Below are 21,006 nucleotides of genomic sequence, written 5' to 3' on the forward strand. Positions count from 1 at the left end.
GCTGCTTTCAGCCGATCAGGTCGCCGATCAGCTGACGAAAGGATCCCGTGAGCCTGACCGGCCCGTCGGAAACGGCAAAGGCGATGCAAGGCCTGTCCTTTTCGGCGACCGGCCGATGGTCGACCGTCTCGTCGGCAATAGAGATGTCGCCGGGGCCGAAGCGGCCGCGTTCATCGTTGAAGGCGCCGTCGAGAATGAGGATCAGTTCCCTGCCTTTGTGGGTGTGCGCCGGCAAGGCGCGACCCGGACGGATCCACATCAGGTTGACCTCGCAGCCGTCCATGTCGAGCGGATATTCCCTGAAGCCCGGCAGCCGCGTGCGCCAGGGCACATCCTCGGCCTCGAAGCCGACGAGATCGCGCAAGGCTTGGGGAAACAGCGCGTTTTCCGGCCGCGCCGCCGCCGGGGGCGGCGTTCCGGGAGATGCAGAGGAAAAGATCGCCGCAAGCCGCCCGTCGCGATCGGCAATTGCCGCTTCAGGCACGTTTTCCAACGCCTCGCCGGCCAGCAGCTCGAGGCTGTTCACCAGGCTGCGATTGTCGGGTTTCATTTCGAGATGAGACTGTACCAGCACGCGCGCCGGCTCGGGCAAGGAGCCGGCAACATAATGCGCCATCAATGCATCGATCGTGTCGATCTGCTCGTGAACCATGTCTGTTTCGGTCACGCCCTGTTGCCGCGCTCCGTTTCGCTTTGTCGTCATCCGTACGGGGAAAGTCAATCTTCGGATCACCCTCACAGGGCGGGATTGCGGGCCGTACACAATTTCGGGGAGGAAAGCGAAATTTTATCGTGTCCAACAGAGGCGTGGAATAGCTTTTCTTGCCAACCCAGCCTTGTGAAGGGAAAAGACCGTTCCTAAAGTAAGAGTTCGAATAGAGGCAGATTCCATGACCTTCCACCCCTCCGTCCTCGAAGCCATCGGCAACACGCCCCTGATCAAACTCAAGGGCGCCTCAGAGGTGACCGGCTGCACCATTCTCGGCAAGGCGGAGTTCCTGAACCCCGGCCAGTCGGTGAAGGATCGCGCCGCGCTCTACATCATCCGCGACGCAGAGCGGAAGGGACTGCTTCGTCCGGGCGGCGTCATCGTCGAAGGCACGGCCGGCAATACCGGTATCGGCCTGACGCTGGTCGCCAAGGCGCTCGGTTATCGCACCGTCATCGTCATCCCGGAAACGCAGAGCCAGGAAAAGAAAGACGCGCTGAAGCTGCTCGGCGCCGAACTGGTCGAAGTGCCCGCCGTTCCCTACAAGAACCCGAACAACTATGTGAAGGTATCCGGGCGGCTGGCAGAACAGCTGGCGAAGACCGAGCCGAACGGCGCAATCTGGGCAAACCAGTTCGACAACGTCGCCAACCGTCAGGCGCATGTCGAAACGACCGCCAAGGAAATCTGGAAAGACACCGACGGCAAGGTCGACGGCTTCATCTGCTCTGTCGGCTCCGGGGGCACGCTGGCTGGCGTGGCGGCTGGCCTCAAGGCTTTCAAATCAGACGTCAAGATCGGCATCGCCGACCCCGACGGCGCTGCACTCTATGAATTCTACCAGAACGGCACGCTGAAATCCGAAGGATCCTCGATCACCGAGGGCATCGGCCAGGGCCGTATCACCGCCAATCTCGAAGGCTTCACGCCCGATTTCTCCTATCGGGTCTCCGATGCCGAAGCGCTTCCCTATCTTTTCGATCTCGTCGAGAACGAGGGCCTGTGCCTCGGCGGCTCGACAGCCATCAACATTGCCGGCGCGGTCAATCTCGCCCGGGATCTCGGCCCCGGTCACACGGTGGTGACAATCCTCTGCGACTACGGCAACCGCTATCAGTCGAAGCTCTTCAACCCGGATTTCCTGACGTCGAAGGGACTGCCCGTTCCGGGCTGGATGGCCAAGTCGCCTGATATCCACGTTCCCTACGAGCCCGCGTGAGACCCCATGCCCGTTAATGCCCTCTATCGTGACGACTTCTATCTCTCGACGTGCGAAGCGGTCGTCACGGCCGTTCACGAAGACGGGGGCATCGAACTGGATCAGACCTGTTTCTATGCGACATCAGGTGGCCAGCCTGGTGATACCGGTGAGTTCGAACGCGCCGACGGCAGCAAGATCGCGCTCGGCCAGACGAAGCATGGTCCGAGCAAGGATATCATCATCCATGTGCCGCTCGAAAACGAGCCGAGGCCTGTGATCGGCGAAACGCTGGTGCTGCATGTCGACTGGCCGCGCCGCTACAGGCTGATGCGCATGCACACGGCCTGCCACCTGCTTTCCGTTGTCTGCTCCTATCCGATCACCGGGGCTGCCGTCGGCGAGGAGGAGAGCCGCGTCGATTTCGACATGGCCGAGACGATCGACAAGGATGAGGTGACGGCCAAGCTGATGGAACTGGTCGGTGACAACCATCCGGTCTATCTGCAGTGGATCACCGACGAGGAGCTTGTCGCCAATCCTGACATCGTCAAATCGAAGAATGTACGCCCGCCGATCGGGCTCGGGCGCGTCAGCCTCGTCTGCATCGGCGAGAACTCCTCGATTGACAGCCAACCCTGCGGCGGCACACATGTCTCCGAGACCCAGGAAGTCGGCCGGATCCATATCGCCAAGATCGAAAAAAAGGGCAAAGAGAACCGGCGCTTCCGCATCCGCTTCGGCACGCCCGGCGACGAAGCCTGACCATCAAGGGAGACCATCATGAGTGAGACCAAGAGCCGTTTCGTCGTTTCGGCCGATTGGCTGCAGTCCGAACTCGGGAAAGCCGATCTGCGCGTGCTGGACGCCTCCTTCTATCTACCGGCGCAAAAACGCGATGCCGATGCCGAATATGCGGCCGGCCATATTCCCGGCGCCATCCGCTTTGACCAGGACAAGATCGCCGACCACTCGACATCACTGCCGCACACGATCCCCTCGCCCGACTATTTCGCCACCGAAGTCGGGCGGCTCGGCATCAGCGAGAAGGATCGGATCGTCGTCTATGACGGCATCGGCCTGTTCGCCTCGCCACGCGTCTGGTGGCTGTTCCGGGTGATGGGGGCAAAGAATGTCTTCGTGCTCGACGGCGGCCTCGATGGCTGGAAGGCAGAAGGCCGTCCGCTGGAAACCGCAGCACCCAACCTTGCGCCGGCGAGTTTCACGCCTGACTTCGACGAAAGCCGCGTGGTGACGCTCGATAGAATGCGCGACATCGTCTCCAGCGGTGCCATGCAAATCGCCGATGCCCGCAGCGCCGGCCGCTTCGCCGCCGCCGAGCCCGAACCGCGTGCCGGCATGCGCTCCGGCCATATGCCGGGCGCCCGCAGCCTGCCTTCCGGCGTCTTTGCCAACCAGGGCCGGTTCAAATCGCTGCCCGAACTCAGGCAGACGATCGAGGATGCCGGCATCGATCTTTCGAAGCCCGTCGTCACCTCTTGCGGCTCGGGGATCACCGCAGCGATCATCACGCTGGCGCTGGAATCGCTCGGCCATAACGACAACAAGCTTTATGACGGCTCGTGGAGCGAATGGGGCAGCCGTGACGATACGCCCATCGTTACCGGTCCGCCGACACCGGTCAAAGCCTGATCGCCATGGGGAAGACACCTGCTTCGCTGAAAGCTCACATCACCCGGCTCGAAATGACGTCGCCGCCGAAGGCAAGCATGCCGGTGCCCGTCAATATCCAGACGGCGATCATGCGCGCTCCCCAGATTCCGCTACCCTTCTATCGTTATCTCTACCGGCAGGTGGGCGCGCGCTGGCAATGGGTGGACCGGTTGCGCATGAGCGACGAGCAGCTTGCCGAGACACTGAACGACAAGCGCAACAATATCAGCGTTCTCTATGTGAACGGCGCACCCGCCGGATTCTACGAATATTTCTGCGAAGACGAGGATGTGATCGAGCTCAGCCATTTCGGCCTGATCGAACATGCGCTCGGTCTCGGCATCGGCAAATGGTTCCTGCTGCAGGCGCTCTATGCCATCTGGTCGCTCAATCCGAAGCGGGTCACCACCACCACCAACAATCTCGACCACCCGCGCGCGCTGCAGCTCTATCAGATGTACGGCTTCTCCCCCGTCTCCACCGGCACCGGAATCGTCCGGCCGCTGAGCGACAAGGAGCTTCTGGAGCTCGCGCGGAAAAGTTGACGGCCTCCTCCCGACATAGTTGGATGACTAACGCGGTGTAAGGCTGTTCGGGCGGCGCGGATCGTTGCGGCGCTCGAAATCGAGCGTGCGGCCCAACTGTTCCTTGAGCTCCGCCACCTCCCGGCGCAGAGCCCTGAGTTCTTCCAGTATTTCGGCATTCTGTTGCGCCAGCAGCGCGAGATCGATGTCGGCCAAGGGTTTCTCCTTTTCGTCATGCAGTGTTGCGGCGGACCCGGAAAGGCTCTAGCCGTGCCGGTGGCCGGTGATCAGCCATGCGCGCGAATCGAACTGAATTCCATGGGATGTCTGGTGCGCTCGCAGCATGTCGAGTAGACGCGCCCGTATTTCGGACGCAGCAGTGGGATGATTGAGAGCCGTCTCGACATTTTCAAATGTCTGAATAGTCGCCAATGCAGTCTCAGGATCCGGACCGTAGAACACAGGCTCGCTGATTTCACGAAACTCGACGGCAGTGAACCCGGCCGTCTCGAGCAATCGAGACGTCACCGAGGGTTCGCTCAGTGAAAAGGCTTTGCCGGCCGCAACCGGACCGGTTGAATCCGGGTCGAGCGCCTCATGTATAGCGGTCGCCCACTCATTGCGATCTCTGCCCTGCCAGACCATGAAAATGAAACGCCCGCCCGGCCGTACGGCGTTGGCGATATTGGCGAAGGCGGCCGCCGGATCGGCAAAGAACATGACGCCAAATCGGCTGATGCAAAGGTCGAACTCCCCTTGTGCGAAAAAATGGTTCTGTGCATCCGCCACTTCGAACGTAACATTGGACAACCCCTCCTCGGCGCTGCGGCGACGGGCGACGTCCAGCATCGTCACAGACAGGTCGATTCCATGCGCTCGTCCTGTTTCTGTAACACGAGCGGCATCACGAGTGGTTTGTCCGGCGCCGCAACCGATATCGAGCACACAATCAGACTGCCCAACCGCGGCGGCGACCCGAAAATGCGCGTTATGAAGAGCAAGCTCGGCATCATAGAAGTCCGCGAAATTCAATGCCGTTTCGTCAGCCATGATCTATCCCTAGAAACCGAAATTCGTGAGGAGTTAGCCGCCCGGCCCGCGCAGCCTCTCAAACCGAGCATGGGCCGTACATGTACCGTCCCGATCGTGTATCACGGGATGAAGACGCCAGACATACCCGCCGCGGCGACGAGAGACACGATTGACGCGACGATAGCATCATACCGCCAGAAGCTAGCTGGCCTATGATCGCCCAATGCCTGCGGCGCGCAAGAAACGGGTGGCTTGCACGCTCGTCCGGGTGCATTTCATGGCAATCACAAAGGAGATCTGCCATGACCGCCATTCGTTTTGTCGCCATGCCGACGACCGACGCCGAACACCTCTGGAACGGCGGGCGCGACGCCTATGACAGGCTGCCCGAGACGATCGTTTCCGATGGTCCCGGCCATCCCTGCCGCCACTGCCTTCAGAATATCGATGCCGGCAAGGCGTTGCTGGTCTTCGCCTACCGGCCCTTCCCGAAGCTGCAGCCCTATGCCGAAACCGGCCCGGTCTTCCTGCACAAGCAACCTTGTGCACGTTATGCCGCCGAAGAGATCATGCCGCCGGTGCTGACGACGAGTCGCGACTTCATCGTCCGCGGCTATAGCGAGAACGACCGCATCGTCTACGGTACCGGCGCGGTGACTGAGATCGGCGATATTCCGGCCTATGGTGAAGAGCTGCTGGGACGATCTGATATCGCCTATGTGCATGTGCGCTCCGCGCGCAACAATTGCTTCCAGTGCCGGATCGACAAGGTAAAGGCGCCGGCCCTGGCGGAGGCTGGCGCCTGATCAGCGGCCGTCGAGGCGCAACAAGAAGTCGTCAATTCGCCGGCGCGCTCCTTCTGCTGTAATCGGCGGGCCGTTTCGGTTTCCCCTGACGAATGCTGCCAGGATCGCGCCATCGAACGTTATTAAACGCCGCGTAAAGCAATGATCCGCGAACCTGCGGCAGCCTGCCGTTGGTGTGCGAGCGGCGCATATTCGGGCGATGCAAAGAGACGACGGATGGCATCCATATCGAGAAACTCGATGATCAGCATATTCGTCGCCTGCCAGCCTTCGAGTTCGAGGGGGGCGTCATCGAGAGCGATGAGACGGCCGCCGGCCTTTGCCACCAGAGGCAGGGCCTTCGAACGGTAATCGGCAATGGCTTCGGGGTCGTGGATATCGAGATCGACAACGAGATAGGCGGACATGATTATATCCTTTCAATCAATGTGAAGTTTGGGATGTGTGTTTTGCGTGCGGCGGGCGCGCCTTATGGCAAGTGCCGCCACTTAACCATGCGCTTCCGGAGATCGAGTGTGCCGCCATCCACGGTGAAGCTGCCGTCGCCACGATGATGCATGGTCCGCCGTTCCTTGCGGGTCTCGTCGATCCAGATCCTCTTCGCTTCGAGGATGAAGAGATTGTATCGATCGACGAGGCTCGGATCGGCAAGACGGCATTCGATATTGGCAAGGCAGTCCACCAGCAACGGCGCCGCGACATCCTTTGCTGGACGAGTCCCCAAGCCGAACCGCTCGAACTTGTCCACCGTGTCACCGGAGCAATTGCCGATGTCCACCACGGTTTCGGCAAGATCGGTGGCTGGAATCGCAATCACGCATTCGCCGGTCTTTTTCAAAGTCTGGTGGCTGAAGTCCCAGGGGCCGATGACGCAACCGATCAGCGGCGGTGCGTGCTGGACCATCATGTGAAAACCCATTGTCATCACATTGGGCGTTCCCTCAAGGCTCGTCGTCACAAGAACGATCGGGCCCGGTTCGAGCAGGCGATAGGCCTGGGAAGCGGAAATCTCTTTCATCGTGCGGTTCCTTCGCGAGTTTCTTCCCCGCACGTATGCAGGGAAGCTGAAAGACCTTCTGGCGTGGTTACCAGCCCTGTTCGACCGGCAGAACGAAGAGTTCCGCGACATTCACATGTGCGGGCGCCTGCGCCGCAAAGACGATGGTGTCGCCGATGTCCTCGCCCTGCAGGAACGTCATTTGCTTGGCAAGATCGTCCATCTGCTTGATATAGCCGGGTTCGGTGATGTGATCGTACAGCTCGGTCGCCACGGCACCCGGCTGGATGCAGGTCACCCGAATATTGTGCTTCTGGCCCACTTCCATGCGCAGGCCGTCGGAGAACGCGGCCACCGCGTGCTTGGTGGCGCAATAGATCGACAGGCCTTTGAAGACCTTGCGGCCAGCGATCGACGACATGTTGAAGATGTGGCCGGAATGTTGATTGATCATCTGCGGCAGAACGGCAGCCGTGGTATTCAGCAGGCCCTTCACATTGACGTCGACCATCCGGTGCCATTCGTCGACTTTGAACTGATCGACATCCGAAAGCGGCATCAGACCGGCATTGTTGACGAGAATGTCGATCGAACCATAGGCACCCAACAGCTTTTTGACGCCGGCTTCGACGGAGGCTGGATCGACCACGTCCATTTCGATCACAAGGGCTTCACCGCCCCTGGAGGCGATCTCCTTTTGGAGGCCTTCAAGTTTGTCGGTGCGACGGGCGGCGATCCCAACCTTTGCGCCGGCCTCGGCGAGCTTCAACGCGGTAGCGGCGCCGATGCCGCTCGAGGCGCCGGTGACCAGCGCGATTTTTCCACTGATATTCGTCATGGTTTATCTCCTTGTCTGGCGCCCTTCCAACCGAAAGGACGGTCGTGTTCGACAAGGAGGAACATAAGGAAGCGGGCATGATCCCTCTCTCGGGACCTTGCGGGACCTGTTGGGATCTTGCTCAAAACCGCAAGGACCAAGCTGAATTCCTAAAGCATGCCACGCAAAACTGTGCAGCGATTTTGCGAGACATGCGCAAAAACAAAGGCCTAAAAGCGCAAGGAGCCAATCTGAAAGATCGCGACGCGTTTTAACTGCGACGGTAGTCGCTGGGGGAGACGCCGGCCTCCCGGCGGAAAATCTGAGCAAAATGGCTGGGGCTCGAATACCCCACGGACATGCCGATCTCGATGATGCTGGTGCTGGTTTCCTGCAGAAGTTGCTGGGCTTTGGCTATGCGTTGGCGAATGAAGTAATGGGATGGGGAAAGGCCGGTGGCTTTCTTGAAGAGGCGGCTGAAGTGAAAAGCGCTCATGCCGGCCGTTTGCGCCAGACGTGCGAGATCAAACGGCTCTTGAAGGTTGGCTTCCATGAATGCGATGGCCCGCCGTAGCTTGGCGCCCGGGAGGGCATTTGACGGCCGTGTCTCTGCATCAAATGTTGCATATTGTCGAATAAGATGAACAGCGAGCGTCTGCGCCAATCCCTGCACGAAGAGCCGACTTCCCTGCCCTTCTGCCGTCAATTCAGCATGGATCAGTTCCAGCATGGTGGAAAGATGCTGGTCGCGGCCGCCAGATACGTCGCGCAGGCGCATGGCGCTGGCAGCCTTGCCGAGAACCCCTTCCGCCACCCGGTCGAACAACGGAACGGAGAGATAGAGATGCATTACCTGGAAAGGTTCGTCTCCCTCGGCATGCCAGCGCATTTCGTATGGCGTGGGCGACCGCGTCAGAAAAAAGTCCCCAACTTTGACTGTATTGGCCTCCCACTCCCCGCCCAGATCGCGTTCCTCGACACATGCTTGCCTGAGATCACCCAAACAACGAGAGGCTCGGCGACTGCCGGAACAAGAAAGGGGTGTTGCACCTTCAGGCGGGAAAACACCTGCACGAATATGTCGGTCCAGGCTGGGCCATCCCCGCTGACGAGTGTTCTGCCGGCAATATATGTTTCGAGCCCGGTCGGTGATGTTCGAAGCGGAACCGGCGATGTTTGCTCTCGACTCTCAACCGTCATTGCTGCTCCGTTTGGATGGCGACTGCACATCGGCATGATACGATGGCAACTGTTGGGGAGGGACACAACTCATCGCGCTGCTTGACGAGGAAAACCATAGCTCCAACGCGCCGACGGTCGCGGTTCGATTACAGGTGCGCCGTCATACAAAGAAGGCGGCATCCCTTCGGATACCGCCCTGCCGATCGAAGAATAATGCTGTAAGCCATCACCTAGAGTGAGATAGCTTACGCTACGTTCAGTACGCTCTCCGGCGCGAAGGCTTCGTAACCCAGTGCGTCGGCGACCGGCTTGCTGGTGATGCGGCCCTTGTGGACGTTGAGACCATTCCTCAGATGCTTGTCTTCGGCGATGGCGCGCAGGCCGCGATCGGCAAGCGCCAGACCATGAACCAGCGTGGCATTGTTCAGCGCATGCGCCGAGGTGACCGGCACGGCGCCCGGCATGTTGGCGACGCAATAATGCACGACGCCGTCAACCTCATAGGTCGGATCGGAATGGGTCGTCGCATGCGAGGTCTCGAAGCAGCCGCCTTGGTCGATGGCGACATCGACAATGACGGAGCCCTTCTTCATGCCGGAAAGCATTTCCCGGGTGACGAGTTTCGGAGCGGCAGCGCCGGGGATCAGCACCGCGCCGATAATCAGGTCGGCCGAAAAGACTTCCTCCTCCAGCGCCTGGATGCTGGAATAACGGGTGTGGATGCGGCCGGAGAAGATATCGTCAAGCTGGCGTAGGCGCGGCAGCGACCTGTCGAGGATGCTGACATCGGCGCCGAGACCGGCGGCCATCCGGGCCGCATGCAGGCCGACGACGCCGCCGCCGATCACCGCGACCTTGGCCGGCAGCACGCCGGGTACGCCGCCGAGCAGGACGCCGAGGCCGCCGTTGGCTTTCTGCAGCGCGGTCGCTCCTGCCTGGATCGACAGGCGTCCTGCCACTTCCGACATCGGCGCCAGCAGCGGCAGGCCGCCGCGCTCGTCGGTCACCGTCTCATAGGCAATCGCGGTCACCCCGGAGGCGATCAGACCCTTGGTCTGTTCGGGATCCGGCGCCAGATGCAGATAGGTGTAGAGAAGCTGACCGTCGCGGAGTTGCGCCCATTCAGAGGGCTGCGGCTCCTTCACCTTGACGATCATGTCGCACTTTTCGAAGATATCTTTAGCAGAGGCGGCGATCTTGGCGCCAGCCGCGGCATAGGCGGCATCATCGGCGCCGATGCCGGTGCCCGCCTTGGTCTCGACCCAGACTTCGTGCCCGTGGGCGACATATTCGCGCACCGAAGCCGGCGTCAGGCCGACGCGATATTCATGATTCTTGATTTCCTTCGGGCAACCGACACGCATTGGCGTTCCTCTCATGTCACTCCGCAGTCGCGGATCTCCTCAGACGATGAATCCAATCATCAAGGCCGCGAAATGTCCTTGCAAAGACGATTTGCACAAATGCATTTTTTCGGCGATTATTGTGCAATGCCCCTCTTTCTTCGAAGGTTCTTCGAATGGCCGATCTCGACACCATCGATCTTGCGATTCTGAAGGTGCTGCAGGCCGATGCCCGCATCACCAATGCCGAGCTTGCCGAAAGGATCGGACTGTCGCCTTCGGCCTGTTCACGCCGGCTCGACATCTTGGAAAGAAGCGGCGTCATCGACGGCTACCATGCCCGCCTTTCGCACAAGGCGCTCGACTACAAGATGATCGCCATCGTGCATATCTCGCTCTCCGGCCAGTTTGCCAAGACGCTGGCCGAATTCGAGGCGGCGGTGAAGCTCTGCCCCAACGTGCTCGTCTGCTACCTGATGTCGGGCGAATACGATTATATCCTGCGCGTCGCCGCGCGCGATCTCGAGGATTATGAGCGCATCCACCGCGACTGGCTGTCTGCCCTGCCCCACGTCGTCAAGATCAATTCCAGTTTCGCGCTCAGAGAAATCATCGACAGGCCGAATGTCGGCCTTTGAGGCCTTGCATATTCATTGAAAGCCTGCCCAGACTTTCGGTGCGCGCGGGCGTTTCCCGCTCAACGGCATGTCATGACATCGAAGACCCACGGCTATATTTTCGCCCTGCTGGCAATCACCATCTTCTCCTTGCAGGACGCGATCTCGAAACATCTGGCATCGACCTATCCGCCGATCTTCGTGACGATGATCCGCTACTGGGCTTTCGCGCTCTTCACGATCATTCTCGCCTCGAAGATGCGCGGCGGTCTCAAGGCGACGGCCCGCACCAAGCGGCCTTTCCTGCAGGTGACGCGCGGCGTTCTGCTTGCGATTCAGGTGGTTCTCGCCATCACCTGTTTTGCCATGATCGGCCTTGCCCGTTCACAGGCGATCTTTTCCGCGACGCCGATCCTGATCGCGCTGCTGGCAATGCCGATCCTCGGCGAGCGGGTCGGGTGGCGGCGGTGGGCGGCGATCGGCGCCGGACTGTTCGGGGTGTTGCTGATCCTGAAGCCGGAAGGCGAACTTTTCGACCTCAAGCTGCTTCTGGCCGTCATTTCCTGCTTCAACTTCGCCTTCTATGTCATCGCCACCCGCCTGGTCAGCCGCGACGATTCGTCGATGACCAGCTTCTTCTATACCGGCGTCGTCGGCGGCGTCACGATGACGCTCGTCGGGCCATTCTACTGGAGCTGGATGTCGCCGGGCGACTGGGGCTGGATGGCGCTCGTCTGCATCACCAGCATCTCCAGCCATTATTTCCTCATTCGCGCCTACGATATTCTCGATGCTGCCGCCGTCCAGCCGCTGACCTATCTGTCACTTGTCTACGCCTCGATCATCGGCATGGTGATCTATGACGAAACGCTCAGCATCAACATGATCGTCGGCTCGGCGATCGTGGTCGCCGCCGGCATCTTCACGGTCTGGCGCGAACATGTGGTGGGACGCCGAGCCGCCGCGGCAAACTGACGGTTTCACTGCAATTTTAGCCAAGCCCCTAAAACCATTTCAATTTTCGGGCGCTATGCTCCCTCGCTGTAGAAGGGAGACAGTATGACTCGTAATTTGAAAATCACGGCCCGAAAGGCCGACCGGAAAAGCTGCCGCGTTTTCGGCCATGTCAAATATCTGAACAGCCAGGTGGATGCCCGCATTCTCAACCTGTCGGTAACCGGCGCCGCCCTGGAGATGAAAGGGCCGTTCCATGCCGCCTCCGGCAGCAAGGTGCGGATCGAGGCCGAAAACCTCGGGCTGCTCGAAGGCGTCATCCGCTGGAAGCACAACGGCCGCGTCGGCATCCAGTTCGACGTGAATTCGAATGCGCGGGCACAGGTGTCCTCCTATTTCCGCTTCTTCCATAAAGAAGTCCGGCCGGTACTGGCGACCCGCCCGTTGACCATATCAGGCGCCAATGGCGATCGGACGCCTCACTTCGCGGCATCGACACTGAAATCGTAAGGCTGCACCGCCTTTGCCCCGAAGGAGCGGCTAAGATCGTTCCAGTAGCTGCGGTTGACGTTGACGTCGAGGGTGACCGCCCCTTGCGTCTACGACAGCCTGACGCCCCCGAAGTCGATGGCGGCGCTCTTGGCGTTGACGGCGGAGCAGGATCGATCCTGCCGATGATCCGTCCCCGATGAAATTTCAGCCGGACCACTGCACTATAAATTGTATTTCGGAGCCACGCTGCTTTCCCGGCGGATTGTTTTGACGTCCTGTCATTTTCGCAGTGTACTCCACGGCAAATCGTCCTAATTCTGACGGGCCGGACGATGCATGATCCTTGAAGGAGAGTTTCCATGTCTTCTATTTTCGATGTTGGCGTAATGAGCCGCCGTTCCCTGCTCGGCGGCCTCGCCGCCACTTCCGCCCTGGTGCTGCTGCACCCCTTCAGCGCGCGGGCCAACGCCAACCAGGCGCATCTGAGGCTGATGGAAACGACGGATATTCACGTCAACGTCTTCCCCTATGACTATTATGCCGACAAGCCGAACGACACGATGGGTCTTGCGCGCACCGGGACGATCATCGACGGCATCCGCGCCGAGGCGGTCAACTCGCTGCTGATCGACAATGGCGACGTGCTGCAGGGCAATCCGATGGGCGACTACATGGCCTATCAGCACGGCATGAAGGAGGGCGACGTCCATCCGGTGATCAAGGCGATGAACACGCTCGGCTATACCGTGGGAACGCTCGGAAATCACGAGTTCAACTACGGCCTCGACTTCATGTTCAAGGTACTCTCGGGCGCGAACTTCCCCTTCGTCTGCGCCAACCTGACCAAGGGCCAGCTTGCCTCGGACCCGAAGCAGGACGATCTCTTCTTCAAGCCCTACGTCGTCTTGGAAAAACAGATCAAGGACGGCGCCGGCAATGAGAGCCCGGTCAAGATCGGCTTCATCGGCTTCGTCCCGCCGCAGATCATGCTCTGGGACATCAAGAACCTCGAAGGCAAGGCGCAGACGCGCGATATCGTCGAGGCCGCCAAGGCCTGGGTTCCCGCCATGAAGGAGGCCGGCGCCGATATCGTCATCGCACTCTCCCATTCCGGCATCGACGGCAACGCACCGTCCGAAAAGATGGAAAACGCCTCACTGCATCTGGCCGCCGTCGACGGGATCGACGCGATCTTCACCGGTCACCAGCATCTCGTCTTCCCCGGCCCGAAGAGCTGGGACGGCATCGCCAATGCCGATCCAGTCAAGGGCACCCTGCATGGCAAGCCCACCGTGATGGCCGGCTTCTGGGGCTCGCATCTCGGCCTGATCGACCTGCTGCTCGAAAAGGACGGCAATAGCTGGAAGATCGTCGATTTCACCGCGGAAGCCCGGCCGATCTATCATCGCGACGACAAGAAGAAGGTGGTGGCCGATTACGCCGACAAGAAGGAAGTGGTCGAGGCCGCCAAGGCCGAACACGAAGCGACCCTTGCCTATGTCCGCACCCCGGTCGGCAAGACGTCCGCACCGCTCTACTCCTACTTCGCGCTGGTCGCCGACGACCCTTCGGTGCAGGTCGTCTCACAGGCGCAGACTTGGTACATCAGGCAGATGCTCGCCGATACCGCTTTCAAGGACCTGCCGGTGCTTTCGGCGGCGGCTCCCTTCAAGGCCGGCGGGCGTGGCGGCGCCGACTACTATACCGACGTTCCAGCCGGCAATATCGCCATCAAGAACGTCGCCGATCTCTATCTATACCCGAACACGGTGCAGGCTGTCGCCATCACCGGCGCACAGGTGAAGAACTGGCTCGAAATGTCGGCCGGCATGTTCAATCACATCGAAGCGGGCTCGAAGGACGCGCCGCTGCTCAACAGCGACTTCCCCTCCTATAATTTCGACGTGATCGACGGGGTCACCTACCAGATCGACCTGTCGCAGCCGCCGAAATATGATTCATCCGGCAAGGCGATCAATCCGGACGCCAACCGCATCCAGAACCTCGCCTTCGATGGCAAGCCGATCGATCCGGCCCAAAAGTTCGTCGTCGTCTCGAACAATTACCGCGCCGGCGGTGGCGGCAATTTCCCGGAGATCACCGCAGACAAGGTGATCTTCCAGGCGCCGGATACCAACCGCGACGTCATCGTCCGCTATATCCATGACCAGGGCACGATCAATCCGTCGGCCGACGCAAACTGGACCTTCAAACCGCTTCCCGGTACGACCGCGACCTTCGAAAGCGGTCCGAGGGCGAAGCAGTTCCTCGGCGAGGTAAAGAGCGTCAAGATCGAGGATGCCGGCGAAGGCGCCGACGGTTTCTCGAAATTCAGGCTGGTTCTCTAGAGCGCCGTGCGTCCTTTCGGACGCACAAAGGACGCTCTAACACTTTGAATCTACGCATCGAAGGACATGTAGACGAAGGCGCGGCACCCGCGCCTTCATCATTCGGCCGCGAGCGGTGCCGCGGGTTCCTGGAGTTCGGCCATCTGCGCATGGAAATCGGCCTGGCTCGGGCAATGGGAAAGCCGCGTGCGGAAGGCGTCAATCATCCAGGTGGCGGCAGGTCCGGGCGGATTGGCGAGCTGGCGCACCGAATATATCGGATATTCCCCCTGTTCATAGGCATCCAGATCGAGATGGACGAGCGTGCCGCTCACCAGATCGTCATGGATCAGGGAAGCCGGGAGGCCGCCCCAGCCAAGACCGGCTTTGATGAGCTGGTGCTTCGTTGCAATATCGCTGACACGCCAGGTCTTGTAGGACAGAACGTTGAAATCGCGGCCCTTCGTCCGGCCCGACGCATCGGTAACGACGAGCTGCACTTCCTCACGCACATCGCCCAGTGTCAGCGGCCGGCCAATCCCAGCCAGCGGGTGGTTGCGCGCGGCAACCGGCAACATGAAGGAATGACCGATCCGCTCCGTAACGATCGAATCGTCCTGCTTGACGACTGCGCCGCCAATGCCGATCGTCGCCTTGCCGCTGAGGACGAGATCCATGACCATTCCGAGCTCGCCGACGTTAAGGCTCAACGAAACGGAGGGAAACATCTCGCGGAATTCGCGCAGGACATCCACCATGGCCCGTGACGGCACCATGACGCTGATGGCGACGGACACCTCCGCTTCGAGCCCTTCCCTCAGGCTCTTGACCCGCGCCCGCATGACCTGCAGGTCGCCGAGAATGCGCCGCGCATCCTCCAGCATCGCCTTGCCCGCCTCCGTCAGCTTCGGCTGGCGCGCGCCGGAGCGCTCGAAAAGCGGCACTTCAAGCTGCGCCTCCAGATTGGCGATCGTATAGCTCACGACCGATTGCGCCCGGTTCAGCGCCCGCGAAGCGGCCGAGAAGCTGCCGGTCTCGGCAACGGTCAAAAACACCTGCAATTGGTCCAGAGTCGGGTTCGGAAGCATCTTCCATCCATTCCATCGATAGTTTCGATCGACATTATCACCGTTTTTTCGATAGCAGGCCAGACCTATTTTCCTCGTCGAGACTGCGGCTCACCTCCCAGCAACGGGCCGTCAAATTCAATTCGAAAGGAAATGCACCATGTCGTCCATCCTTCTTCTGACGTCCAGCCCGCGTGCCGAATCCCTCTCGACGCCGATCGCCGTCGATCTCGCCGAAAAGCTGAAGAGCCAGAACCCGGGCAGCCTCGTCGTCCGCCGCGATCTGGCCACCAACCCGCTGCCGCATATCGATGACCTCTTTACCGGCGCGATCCGCAAGCCGGCTGAAGCCCGTACCGCCGAAGAAATCGCGGCCATCAAAACCTCCGACGAACTGGTCAACGAGTTGTTTGCCGCCGACACGATCGTCATCAGCACCGGCCTGATCAACTTCAACATCTATTCATCGCTGAAGACCTGGATCGACAACGTCGCTCGCGCCGGCGTGACCTTCAAGTATACGGAAAGCGGCCCGGTCGGCCTCCTGACCGGTAAGAAGGTTTACGTGGTACTTGCTTCCGGTGGGGTCTACTCGCAGGGACCGGCTGCTCCCCTGAACCATGCCGTGCCGTACCTGAAGTCGGTTCTCGGCTTCCTCGGCATCACCGACATCGAGACCATCTATGTCGAAGGCCTGGCCTTCGGACCGGAAGCTGCCGAAAAGGCCATCGACGCCGCCAAGTCGCGCGTCCAGGAAATCGCGCTGGCCGCCTGATCGGCGCCTAAAACGCTCCATGGAACGGCCGGCTTTGCCGGCCGTTTTTCATTTGTCGATACCGGCGACAAAATCCCGGACCGTCGCGAGGATTTCGGCCGAGAGTTCCTCATCGGACGAAATTCTGGCAAGGCCGACGCCGCCGGCCATCATCGCGAAGGCCATGATCGCCTTGCGCCGCCTTTCCCCATCGTCCGCTCCCGCAGCCTTGCCCGCCAATGACGCGAAGTTTCGCCGGAGCCCGTCCGTCGCGATCCCCCGCGCCTTCTCGCCGCTGCGGGATATGTCGGAGGTCAGCGCGGCAAAAGGGCAGCCCTCACCCGGATTGTCACGGTGATAGGCGCTGACATAACGATCGGCGACATCGGCGGCCGTCATCTCCGCCGGGTTGATGCCTTCGGCCTCCAGCTTGCGTCCCCATGAATCGAAAGCGGACTGGATCGCCTCGGCGACCAAATCGTCGCGGGAGGCGAAATGCTTGTAGAAGCCGCCGACGGTCAGTCCGGCTTCCTTCATCAGGTCGGCGACGCCGATACCGTCAAGCCCCTCCTCGCGCAGCCGCTTCGACGCGGTCTCGACAATCTTCTCGTGCGTCTTCTGTTTCTCCAGCTGCGAACGGCCCATCCGAAATCTCTCCAGTACTGCTTCTTGACTCATATGGATTACTATCGTAATCCTGATAGGTAACGATCATAATCTAGATCGTTGCCAATTCCAAGAGGAGCATGAATCATGCGTCTAAGAAACAAGATCGCCCTGATCACCGGCGGAAACAGCGGCATCGGTCTTGCGACCGCCCGAGTCTTCATCGATGAGGGCGCCAGGGTCGTCATCACCGGCCGCAACCCGGAAACGCTCGCCGCTGCCGAAAAGGCGCTCGGGGCCGGCGTGCTGGCGCTGAAGGTCGATGTCACCGATGCCGCCGCCACCGAAAAGGCCTTTGCGGAAGCCGCCGGAAAGGTCGGCAAGTTCGACATCGTCTTTGCCAATGCCGGCATTGGCGGCGCGACGCCACTTGGTGACACCTCGCCGGAGCAGTTCAACCAGATCATCAGCACCAATCTGACGGCGGTTTTCTTCACGGTGCAATCGGCCCTGCCGCATCTCAATGACGGCGCTTCGGTGATCCTCAATGGTTCGGTGCATGCCGTGCTCGGCGCTCCCGGCTGGTCGGCCTATGCGGCGACCAAGGCGGCGGTCCGGGCGATGACGCGCAATATGGCGTCCGAACTTGCGCCGCGCGGCATCCGCGTCAATCAGGTAACGCCAGGCGGCACGAAGACGCCGATCTGGTCGCCGATGGCCCAGACGGAAGATGCAATGTCGGCGCTCGAGGCCCGCATCGGCGGCATGAGCCCGCTCGGCCGCATGAGCGAAGCCGACGAAATCGCCAAGGCGGCGCTCTATCTGGCTTCGGATGATTCGGCCAACGTCACCGGCATCGAGATCACCGTCGATGGCGGCGTGACGAGCGCCCCCTCCGGCGCCAAGATTTTTCGCGCCGCCTGAACCTGCCGGGCCGGGCAAGTGACCTTGCCCGGCCCGGCCGTCAATCTCCTCGCCGACCCGGTCCGCCGTCCTCGAGCGCTGCTATTTTCTCCTGAGGACGCTTGCTTCGTTTGCGCCTGTCGCGCGCAGGGCAATACGAAACAGGACAAGTGCGAAATTCAGGACGGCAAGCAGGAGCACGACGTACAGCATGGTCTGTACGCCGGAGGAAACGATCAGATTGCCGGCGATCAGCGGAAAGCCGAAGACGCCGATGATATAGGCCAGCGAGAACAACAGAAGTGATTGCGGCATAAGGCCGGCGGGAGCCTCATTGGCAGCCAGGCCGTTGATGACGGAATAGGTCAGCCCATAGCCCAGCCCCAGCATCGCTGCGCCTCCGAGATAGGCAAGCTGACTCGATGTCAGCATCAGGAACAGCAGGATCGATGCCAGCGTCAGGCTGGTCAGGATCAAGAGCGAATAGAGTGGGTCCTTCTTGACCACATAGCCCGCCACGAACAGCCGGCTCAGAATCGCGGCGGACATGAAGCCGATGAAGAACAGGGAGTAGTCGAACCCGTGCGCCTTCGCGTAGCTGGTCTGAAAGCTGGACAGCCCGCCGAACATCGCACCGCCGATGCCGACCATGACGATGGAATAGATGGCCGGCGAAGCAATCACCTCCCGCGTCGCGCCAAACGAGATCTTGTTGACATGCGGCAAGATCTTGCCAGCCTTGGTCAGCCTGATGTGGAGCAAAAAGTAAAGCGCACCGCCGGCGAGACTGGAGAGGAAGGCAAATACGAAGGCTGTCTCGATCGGCATCGACCAGCCGGTGGCAATGCGGCCAATGATCGGTCCAGCGCCGATGCCCGACATCATCGATCCCGAAAGCAGGGCAAAAAACCTGATGCGGTGCACGGGCTCGACGATCGCGGCGACCAGAATGGGTCCGAGCGTATAAAACGCGCCCCAACCGATGCCGAGGATGAAACCGACAATCATCAGGCTCAATCCCGCCGATGGGATGATGGCGAATCCCAGCGCCGATGCCGCAAGAAACAGTCCCGAAACAGCCACCGCCCGCGCCGAGCCGATGGCATCCGCGATGTGGCCGGAGAGGATCACCATAATGACGGTGCTGACAGTGGCGGCCGAAATGATCAGACCGGCCAGCGCCTCGTCGCCGCCACGCTGACCCACCAGCACCGGGATCAGAAAGGTCACGCCATAAGCGATCGAAAGAAGAAACCCTCCGATACACAAAACGGCGATCTCGCCGCCATCGACTTTCTTCCGTGCCATTGAATCACTCATGTCTCCACGCCCTTCGCAGGAAAACTCATCCGGGATATTGCGGCAATGGAGATCACGTTTGGATTTTACGAACAAGCCGTTTTTATGTTTCCACTAACATATTGAAAATACTGAAATCCAATGACAAATGTTGCGGTTTGAGCAACATCCTCAACATCGAGTTCAGTCAAGTGGGAAGAGTTTCAAAATTAAGGCCAGCCGGACTAATTGAGTTTCACCACGCCTGAGCGGCCGACGACGCAGTTGCGGCCGCTCTTCTTCGCCGCGTAGAGCCTGCCGTCGGCAGCCGTCAGCACGGCGGTGAAATCGACGCCGTCCTCATCGGCGGTCGCAACGCCGATACTGACGGTGACCGGCCTGTCATCCGGCGTCTTGACGCTGGTCGCGATCGTCCAACGGAGGCGCTCGGCGAGCCGCAGCCCCTCCTCGTGGTCAGTGCCTGGGCAGACGGCAACGAATTCCTCGCCGCCGAAGCGGAAGACGCGGTCGCTGGACCGCAGCGTCGTGCCCAATCGGGCGGCGATCGCCTTCAGCACTTCGTCGCCCTGGAGATGGCCGTAGCCGTCATTGACATCCTTGAAGTGATCGGCATCGAGAATGAGGACGGTGGCGAACAGGCCTTGCTTCAGCGCCTCGCGCAGCATCAGCGGCGCTTCCATCTCCATGCGCGTCCGATCGTAGACGCCGGTGAGCATATCGCGGCCGGTGCGCTCCAGAAGATCGTTGTAGCGCTCGCGGAATGTCAGGTCGCCGAACACGTCGCTGATCGAGCGTGCAGACACGGCCGCCCGACCGCGGCGAATGTAATACTCATAGATGGCGAACATCGCCGCATAGAGGCAGACGGCAAACATCTTTGCCTTCCAGCCGCCCCAGAAGGCGGCGATCGGCACTCCCAAGAAATAATGCAGCGCGGAAAAGAAGCCGATCTGGTCGAAAGTCAGCAGCACGAAGCCTGAAATCAGGAAGCGCAGGACGACGCGGCGGCGGAAGAAGTCGCCGAGTTTTTCGTACAGCAGGATGATGCCGAGCGAATCGACATAGAGCAGCGCCGTGCCCCAGACCATCAGCCAGCCCATCTCCTTGAGGAAATCGACGTCGGGGGTGTGGTCCGGCGACATCTGCAGGGGCTGGTGCAGCTGCAGCACCCCGGCGATGCCGACGGTGAGCAGGTTACCGAGGAACAGGCCATAGATCGGCTGGCGCACCGTCGCGGCATCCTCCTGCAGATAAAGCATCAGGATCATCATCAGCTTGCCGGAGAAGAAGACGGATGAACCCGGCGATACGTCCCCGAACGGCAGCGAGACGTAGAAGACCGCCGCCAGATAGGTCTCCATGAAATGCATGACGCCGAGCGCCGTCAGGAAAACCCCGAGACCGAGCCGATGACGGAAATGCAGAAGCGTCACCATCAGCGCGAAATAGGCGATGGCTTCGACGACGAAGAGAAGGAGGTTGAGTGTCTCCATCACGATAGCTCGGCTCCGGACATCCGCCCTCGGTCTCCTGCCGGCGCGGCGATCGCGACAGCGAATCCTTTGGTCGATCGTCGGAAAAAGTCAAACACGAGGGCGTCCTGCAAATCCTGCAGGAGATACCTTTCACCCCAATCCTTTAAGATTGCGTGAGTGAGATCGCGTTCGCCGGCGGGGGCCCGGGGTCACCCGATTGATAAACAAGA

23 protein-coding genes and 1 pseudogene are annotated in these 21,006 nt (G+C 60.5%); 12 read left to right on the plus strand and 12 right to left on the minus strand.

Annotated features, from left to right (window positions below):
* Positions 1-7 precede the first annotated feature (7 nt).
* Entirely contained in the window at positions 8-667 is a 660-nt protein-coding gene (locus tag ACMUVN_RS08380; RefSeq protein WP_343227611.1) for a ChrR family anti-sigma-E factor, read from the minus strand.
* Positions 668-890: 223 nt separating this feature from the next.
* Here ACMUVN_RS08380 and ACMUVN_RS08385 point away from each other — a divergent pair, with 223 nt between their 5' ends.
* From ACMUVN_RS08385 to ACMUVN_RS08400, 4 genes are read left to right on the plus strand one after another with little or no spacing between them, the layout of a single operon-like run.
* Complete coding sequence (locus ACMUVN_RS08385; protein WP_029867991.1) at positions 891-1,928, plus strand: cysteine synthase A; 1,038 nt, start codon at positions 891-893, stop codon at positions 1,926-1,928.
* Between the two features lie 6 nt (positions 1,929-1,934).
* Positions 1,935-2,672, plus strand: a complete 738-nt coding sequence (locus tag ACMUVN_RS08390) for an alanyl-tRNA editing protein (protein WP_029867990.1) — start codon at positions 1,935-1,937, stop codon at positions 2,670-2,672.
* Between the two features lie 18 nt (positions 2,673-2,690).
* Positions 2,691-3,560, plus strand: coding sequence for a 3-mercaptopyruvate sulfurtransferase (gene sseA / locus ACMUVN_RS08395; protein WP_029867989.1), 870 nt, complete (start codon positions 2,691-2,693; stop codon positions 3,558-3,560).
* 5 nt (positions 3,561-3,565) lie between these two features.
* Positions 3,566-4,126: a GNAT family N-acetyltransferase gene (locus tag ACMUVN_RS08400; RefSeq protein WP_029867988.1), complete on the plus strand. Its 561-nt coding sequence runs from the start codon at positions 3,566-3,568 to the stop codon at positions 4,124-4,126.
* Positions 4,127-4,153: 27 nt separating this feature from the next.
* Here the strand turns inward: ACMUVN_RS08400 and ACMUVN_RS08405 are convergent, their stop codons facing one another.
* On the minus strand, positions 4,154-4,321 hold the full coding sequence (locus ACMUVN_RS08405) for a hypothetical protein (RefSeq protein WP_168332912.1): 168 nt from the start codon (positions 4,319-4,321) through the stop codon (positions 4,154-4,156).
* A 48-nt stretch (positions 4,322-4,369) separates the two neighbouring features.
* Positions 4,370-5,158 carry a methyltransferase domain-containing protein gene (locus ACMUVN_RS08410; RefSeq protein WP_168332933.1) on the minus strand — a complete coding sequence of 263 codons (789 nt, stop codon included), beginning with the start codon at positions 5,156-5,158 and terminating at the stop codon, positions 4,370-4,372.
* A gap of 281 nt (positions 5,159-5,439) precedes the next feature.
* Here ACMUVN_RS08410 and ACMUVN_RS08415 point away from each other — a divergent pair, with 281 nt between their 5' ends.
* Positions 5,440-5,943 carry a DUF1203 domain-containing protein gene (locus ACMUVN_RS08415; RefSeq protein WP_028757377.1) on the plus strand — a complete coding sequence of 168 codons (504 nt, stop codon included), beginning with the start codon at positions 5,440-5,442 and terminating at the stop codon, positions 5,941-5,943.
* A gap of 122 nt (positions 5,944-6,065) precedes the next feature.
* Here the strand turns inward: ACMUVN_RS08415 and ACMUVN_RS08420 are convergent, their stop codons facing one another.
* From ACMUVN_RS08420 to ACMUVN_RS08430, 3 genes are all read right to left on the minus strand, one after another.
* Complete coding sequence (locus ACMUVN_RS08420) at positions 6,066-6,350, minus strand: DUF1330 domain-containing protein (protein ID WP_168332913.1); 285 nt, start codon at positions 6,348-6,350, stop codon at positions 6,066-6,068.
* Between the two features lie 62 nt (positions 6,351-6,412).
* On the minus strand, positions 6,413-6,961 hold the full coding sequence (locus tag ACMUVN_RS08425) for a flavin reductase family protein (protein ID WP_097594645.1): 549 nt from the start codon (positions 6,959-6,961) through the stop codon (positions 6,413-6,415).
* Between the two features lie 67 nt (positions 6,962-7,028).
* Positions 7,029-7,778, minus strand: coding sequence for an SDR family oxidoreductase (locus ACMUVN_RS08430; RefSeq protein WP_028757380.1), 750 nt, complete (start codon positions 7,776-7,778; stop codon positions 7,029-7,031).
* Between the two features lie 44 nt (positions 7,779-7,822).
* Here ACMUVN_RS08430 and ACMUVN_RS08435 point away from each other — a divergent pair, with 44 nt between their 5' ends.
* A complete protein-coding gene (locus tag ACMUVN_RS08435; RefSeq protein ID WP_047615663.1) occupies positions 7,823-8,032 on the plus strand; it encodes a hypothetical protein in 210 nt (69 codons plus the stop codon).
* Here ACMUVN_RS08435 and ACMUVN_RS08440 read toward each other — a convergent pair.
* A pseudogene (locus ACMUVN_RS08440) lies at positions 8,029-9,055 on the minus strand (helix-turn-helix domain-containing protein). The gene ACMUVN_RS08435 and the pseudogene ACMUVN_RS08440 sit on opposite strands and share 4 nt — an antisense overlap.
* 129 nt (positions 9,056-9,184) lie before the next feature.
* Positions 9,185-10,303, minus strand: coding sequence for an alanine dehydrogenase (ald, locus tag ACMUVN_RS08445; RefSeq protein WP_183903510.1), 1,119 nt, complete (start codon positions 10,301-10,303; stop codon positions 9,185-9,187).
* Between the two features lie 155 nt (positions 10,304-10,458).
* Between ald and ACMUVN_RS08450 the strand changes: the two genes are divergently transcribed.
* The 4 genes from ACMUVN_RS08450 to ACMUVN_RS08465 all read left to right on the plus strand — a co-directional run bounded on the left by ACMUVN_RS08450 (position 10,459) and on the right by ACMUVN_RS08465 (position 14,693).
* Positions 10,459-10,920 (plus strand): Lrp/AsnC family transcriptional regulator, encoded by a 462-nt coding sequence (locus ACMUVN_RS08450; protein ID WP_028757384.1) that lies wholly within the window; start codon positions 10,459-10,461, stop codon positions 10,918-10,920.
* A 72-nt stretch (positions 10,921-10,992) separates the two neighbouring features.
* A complete protein-coding gene (locus ACMUVN_RS08455; protein ID WP_028757385.1) occupies positions 10,993-11,874 on the plus strand; it encodes a DMT family transporter in 882 nt (293 codons plus the stop codon).
* Between the two features lie 84 nt (positions 11,875-11,958).
* Entirely contained in the window at positions 11,959-12,363 is a 405-nt protein-coding gene (locus ACMUVN_RS08460; RefSeq protein WP_168332915.1) for a PilZ domain-containing protein, read from the plus strand.
* Between the two features lie 341 nt (positions 12,364-12,704).
* The gene (locus ACMUVN_RS08465; RefSeq protein ID WP_168332916.1) at positions 12,705-14,693 is read left to right on the plus strand and encodes a bifunctional 2',3'-cyclic-nucleotide 2'-phosphodiesterase/3'-nucleotidase; all 1,989 of its coding nucleotides are present in this window, start codon (positions 12,705-12,707) and stop codon (positions 14,691-14,693) included.
* Positions 14,694-14,791: 98 nt separating this feature from the next.
* On the opposite strand, the gene ACMUVN_RS08470 is transcribed toward ACMUVN_RS08465, so the two are convergent.
* Positions 14,792-15,760: a LysR family transcriptional regulator gene (locus tag ACMUVN_RS08470; RefSeq protein WP_047614684.1), complete on the minus strand. Its 969-nt coding sequence runs from the start codon at positions 15,758-15,760 to the stop codon at positions 14,792-14,794.
* Positions 15,761-15,899: 139 nt separating this feature from the next.
* Between ACMUVN_RS08470 and ACMUVN_RS08475 the strand changes: the two genes are divergently transcribed.
* Positions 15,900-16,514: an FMN-dependent NADH-azoreductase gene (locus ACMUVN_RS08475; protein WP_063475411.1), complete on the plus strand. Its 615-nt coding sequence runs from the start codon at positions 15,900-15,902 to the stop codon at positions 16,512-16,514.
* Positions 16,515-16,562: 48 nt separating this feature from the next.
* On the opposite strand, the gene ACMUVN_RS08480 is transcribed toward ACMUVN_RS08475, so the two are convergent.
* Positions 16,563-17,138 carry a TetR/AcrR family transcriptional regulator gene (locus ACMUVN_RS08480; protein WP_063475410.1) on the minus strand — a complete coding sequence of 192 codons (576 nt, stop codon included), beginning with the start codon at positions 17,136-17,138 and terminating at the stop codon, positions 16,563-16,565.
* 108 nt (positions 17,139-17,246) lie between these two features.
* Between ACMUVN_RS08480 and ACMUVN_RS08485 the strand changes: the two genes are divergently transcribed.
* Positions 17,247-18,023 carry an SDR family oxidoreductase gene (locus ACMUVN_RS08485; RefSeq protein ID WP_414814988.1) on the plus strand — a complete coding sequence of 259 codons (777 nt, stop codon included), beginning with the start codon at positions 17,247-17,249 and terminating at the stop codon, positions 18,021-18,023.
* An 81-nt stretch (positions 18,024-18,104) separates the two neighbouring features.
* Here ACMUVN_RS08485 and ACMUVN_RS08490 read toward each other — a convergent pair whose 3' ends face one another.
* Complete coding sequence (locus tag ACMUVN_RS08490; protein WP_414814989.1) at positions 18,105-19,322, minus strand: MFS transporter; 1,218 nt, start codon at positions 19,320-19,322, stop codon at positions 18,105-18,107.
* A gap of 203 nt (positions 19,323-19,525) precedes the next feature.
* Positions 19,526-20,797, minus strand: coding sequence for a sensor domain-containing diguanylate cyclase (locus ACMUVN_RS08495; protein WP_049813629.1), 1,272 nt, complete (start codon positions 20,795-20,797; stop codon positions 19,526-19,528).
* Positions 20,798-21,006 lie beyond the last annotated feature (209 nt).

Origin of the sequence: Rhizobium sp. IY2 (assembly GCF_047532935.1) — a bacterium.
Classification (GTDB): Bacteria; Pseudomonadota; Alphaproteobacteria; order Rhizobiales; family Rhizobiaceae; genus Rhizobium; species Rhizobium anhuiense.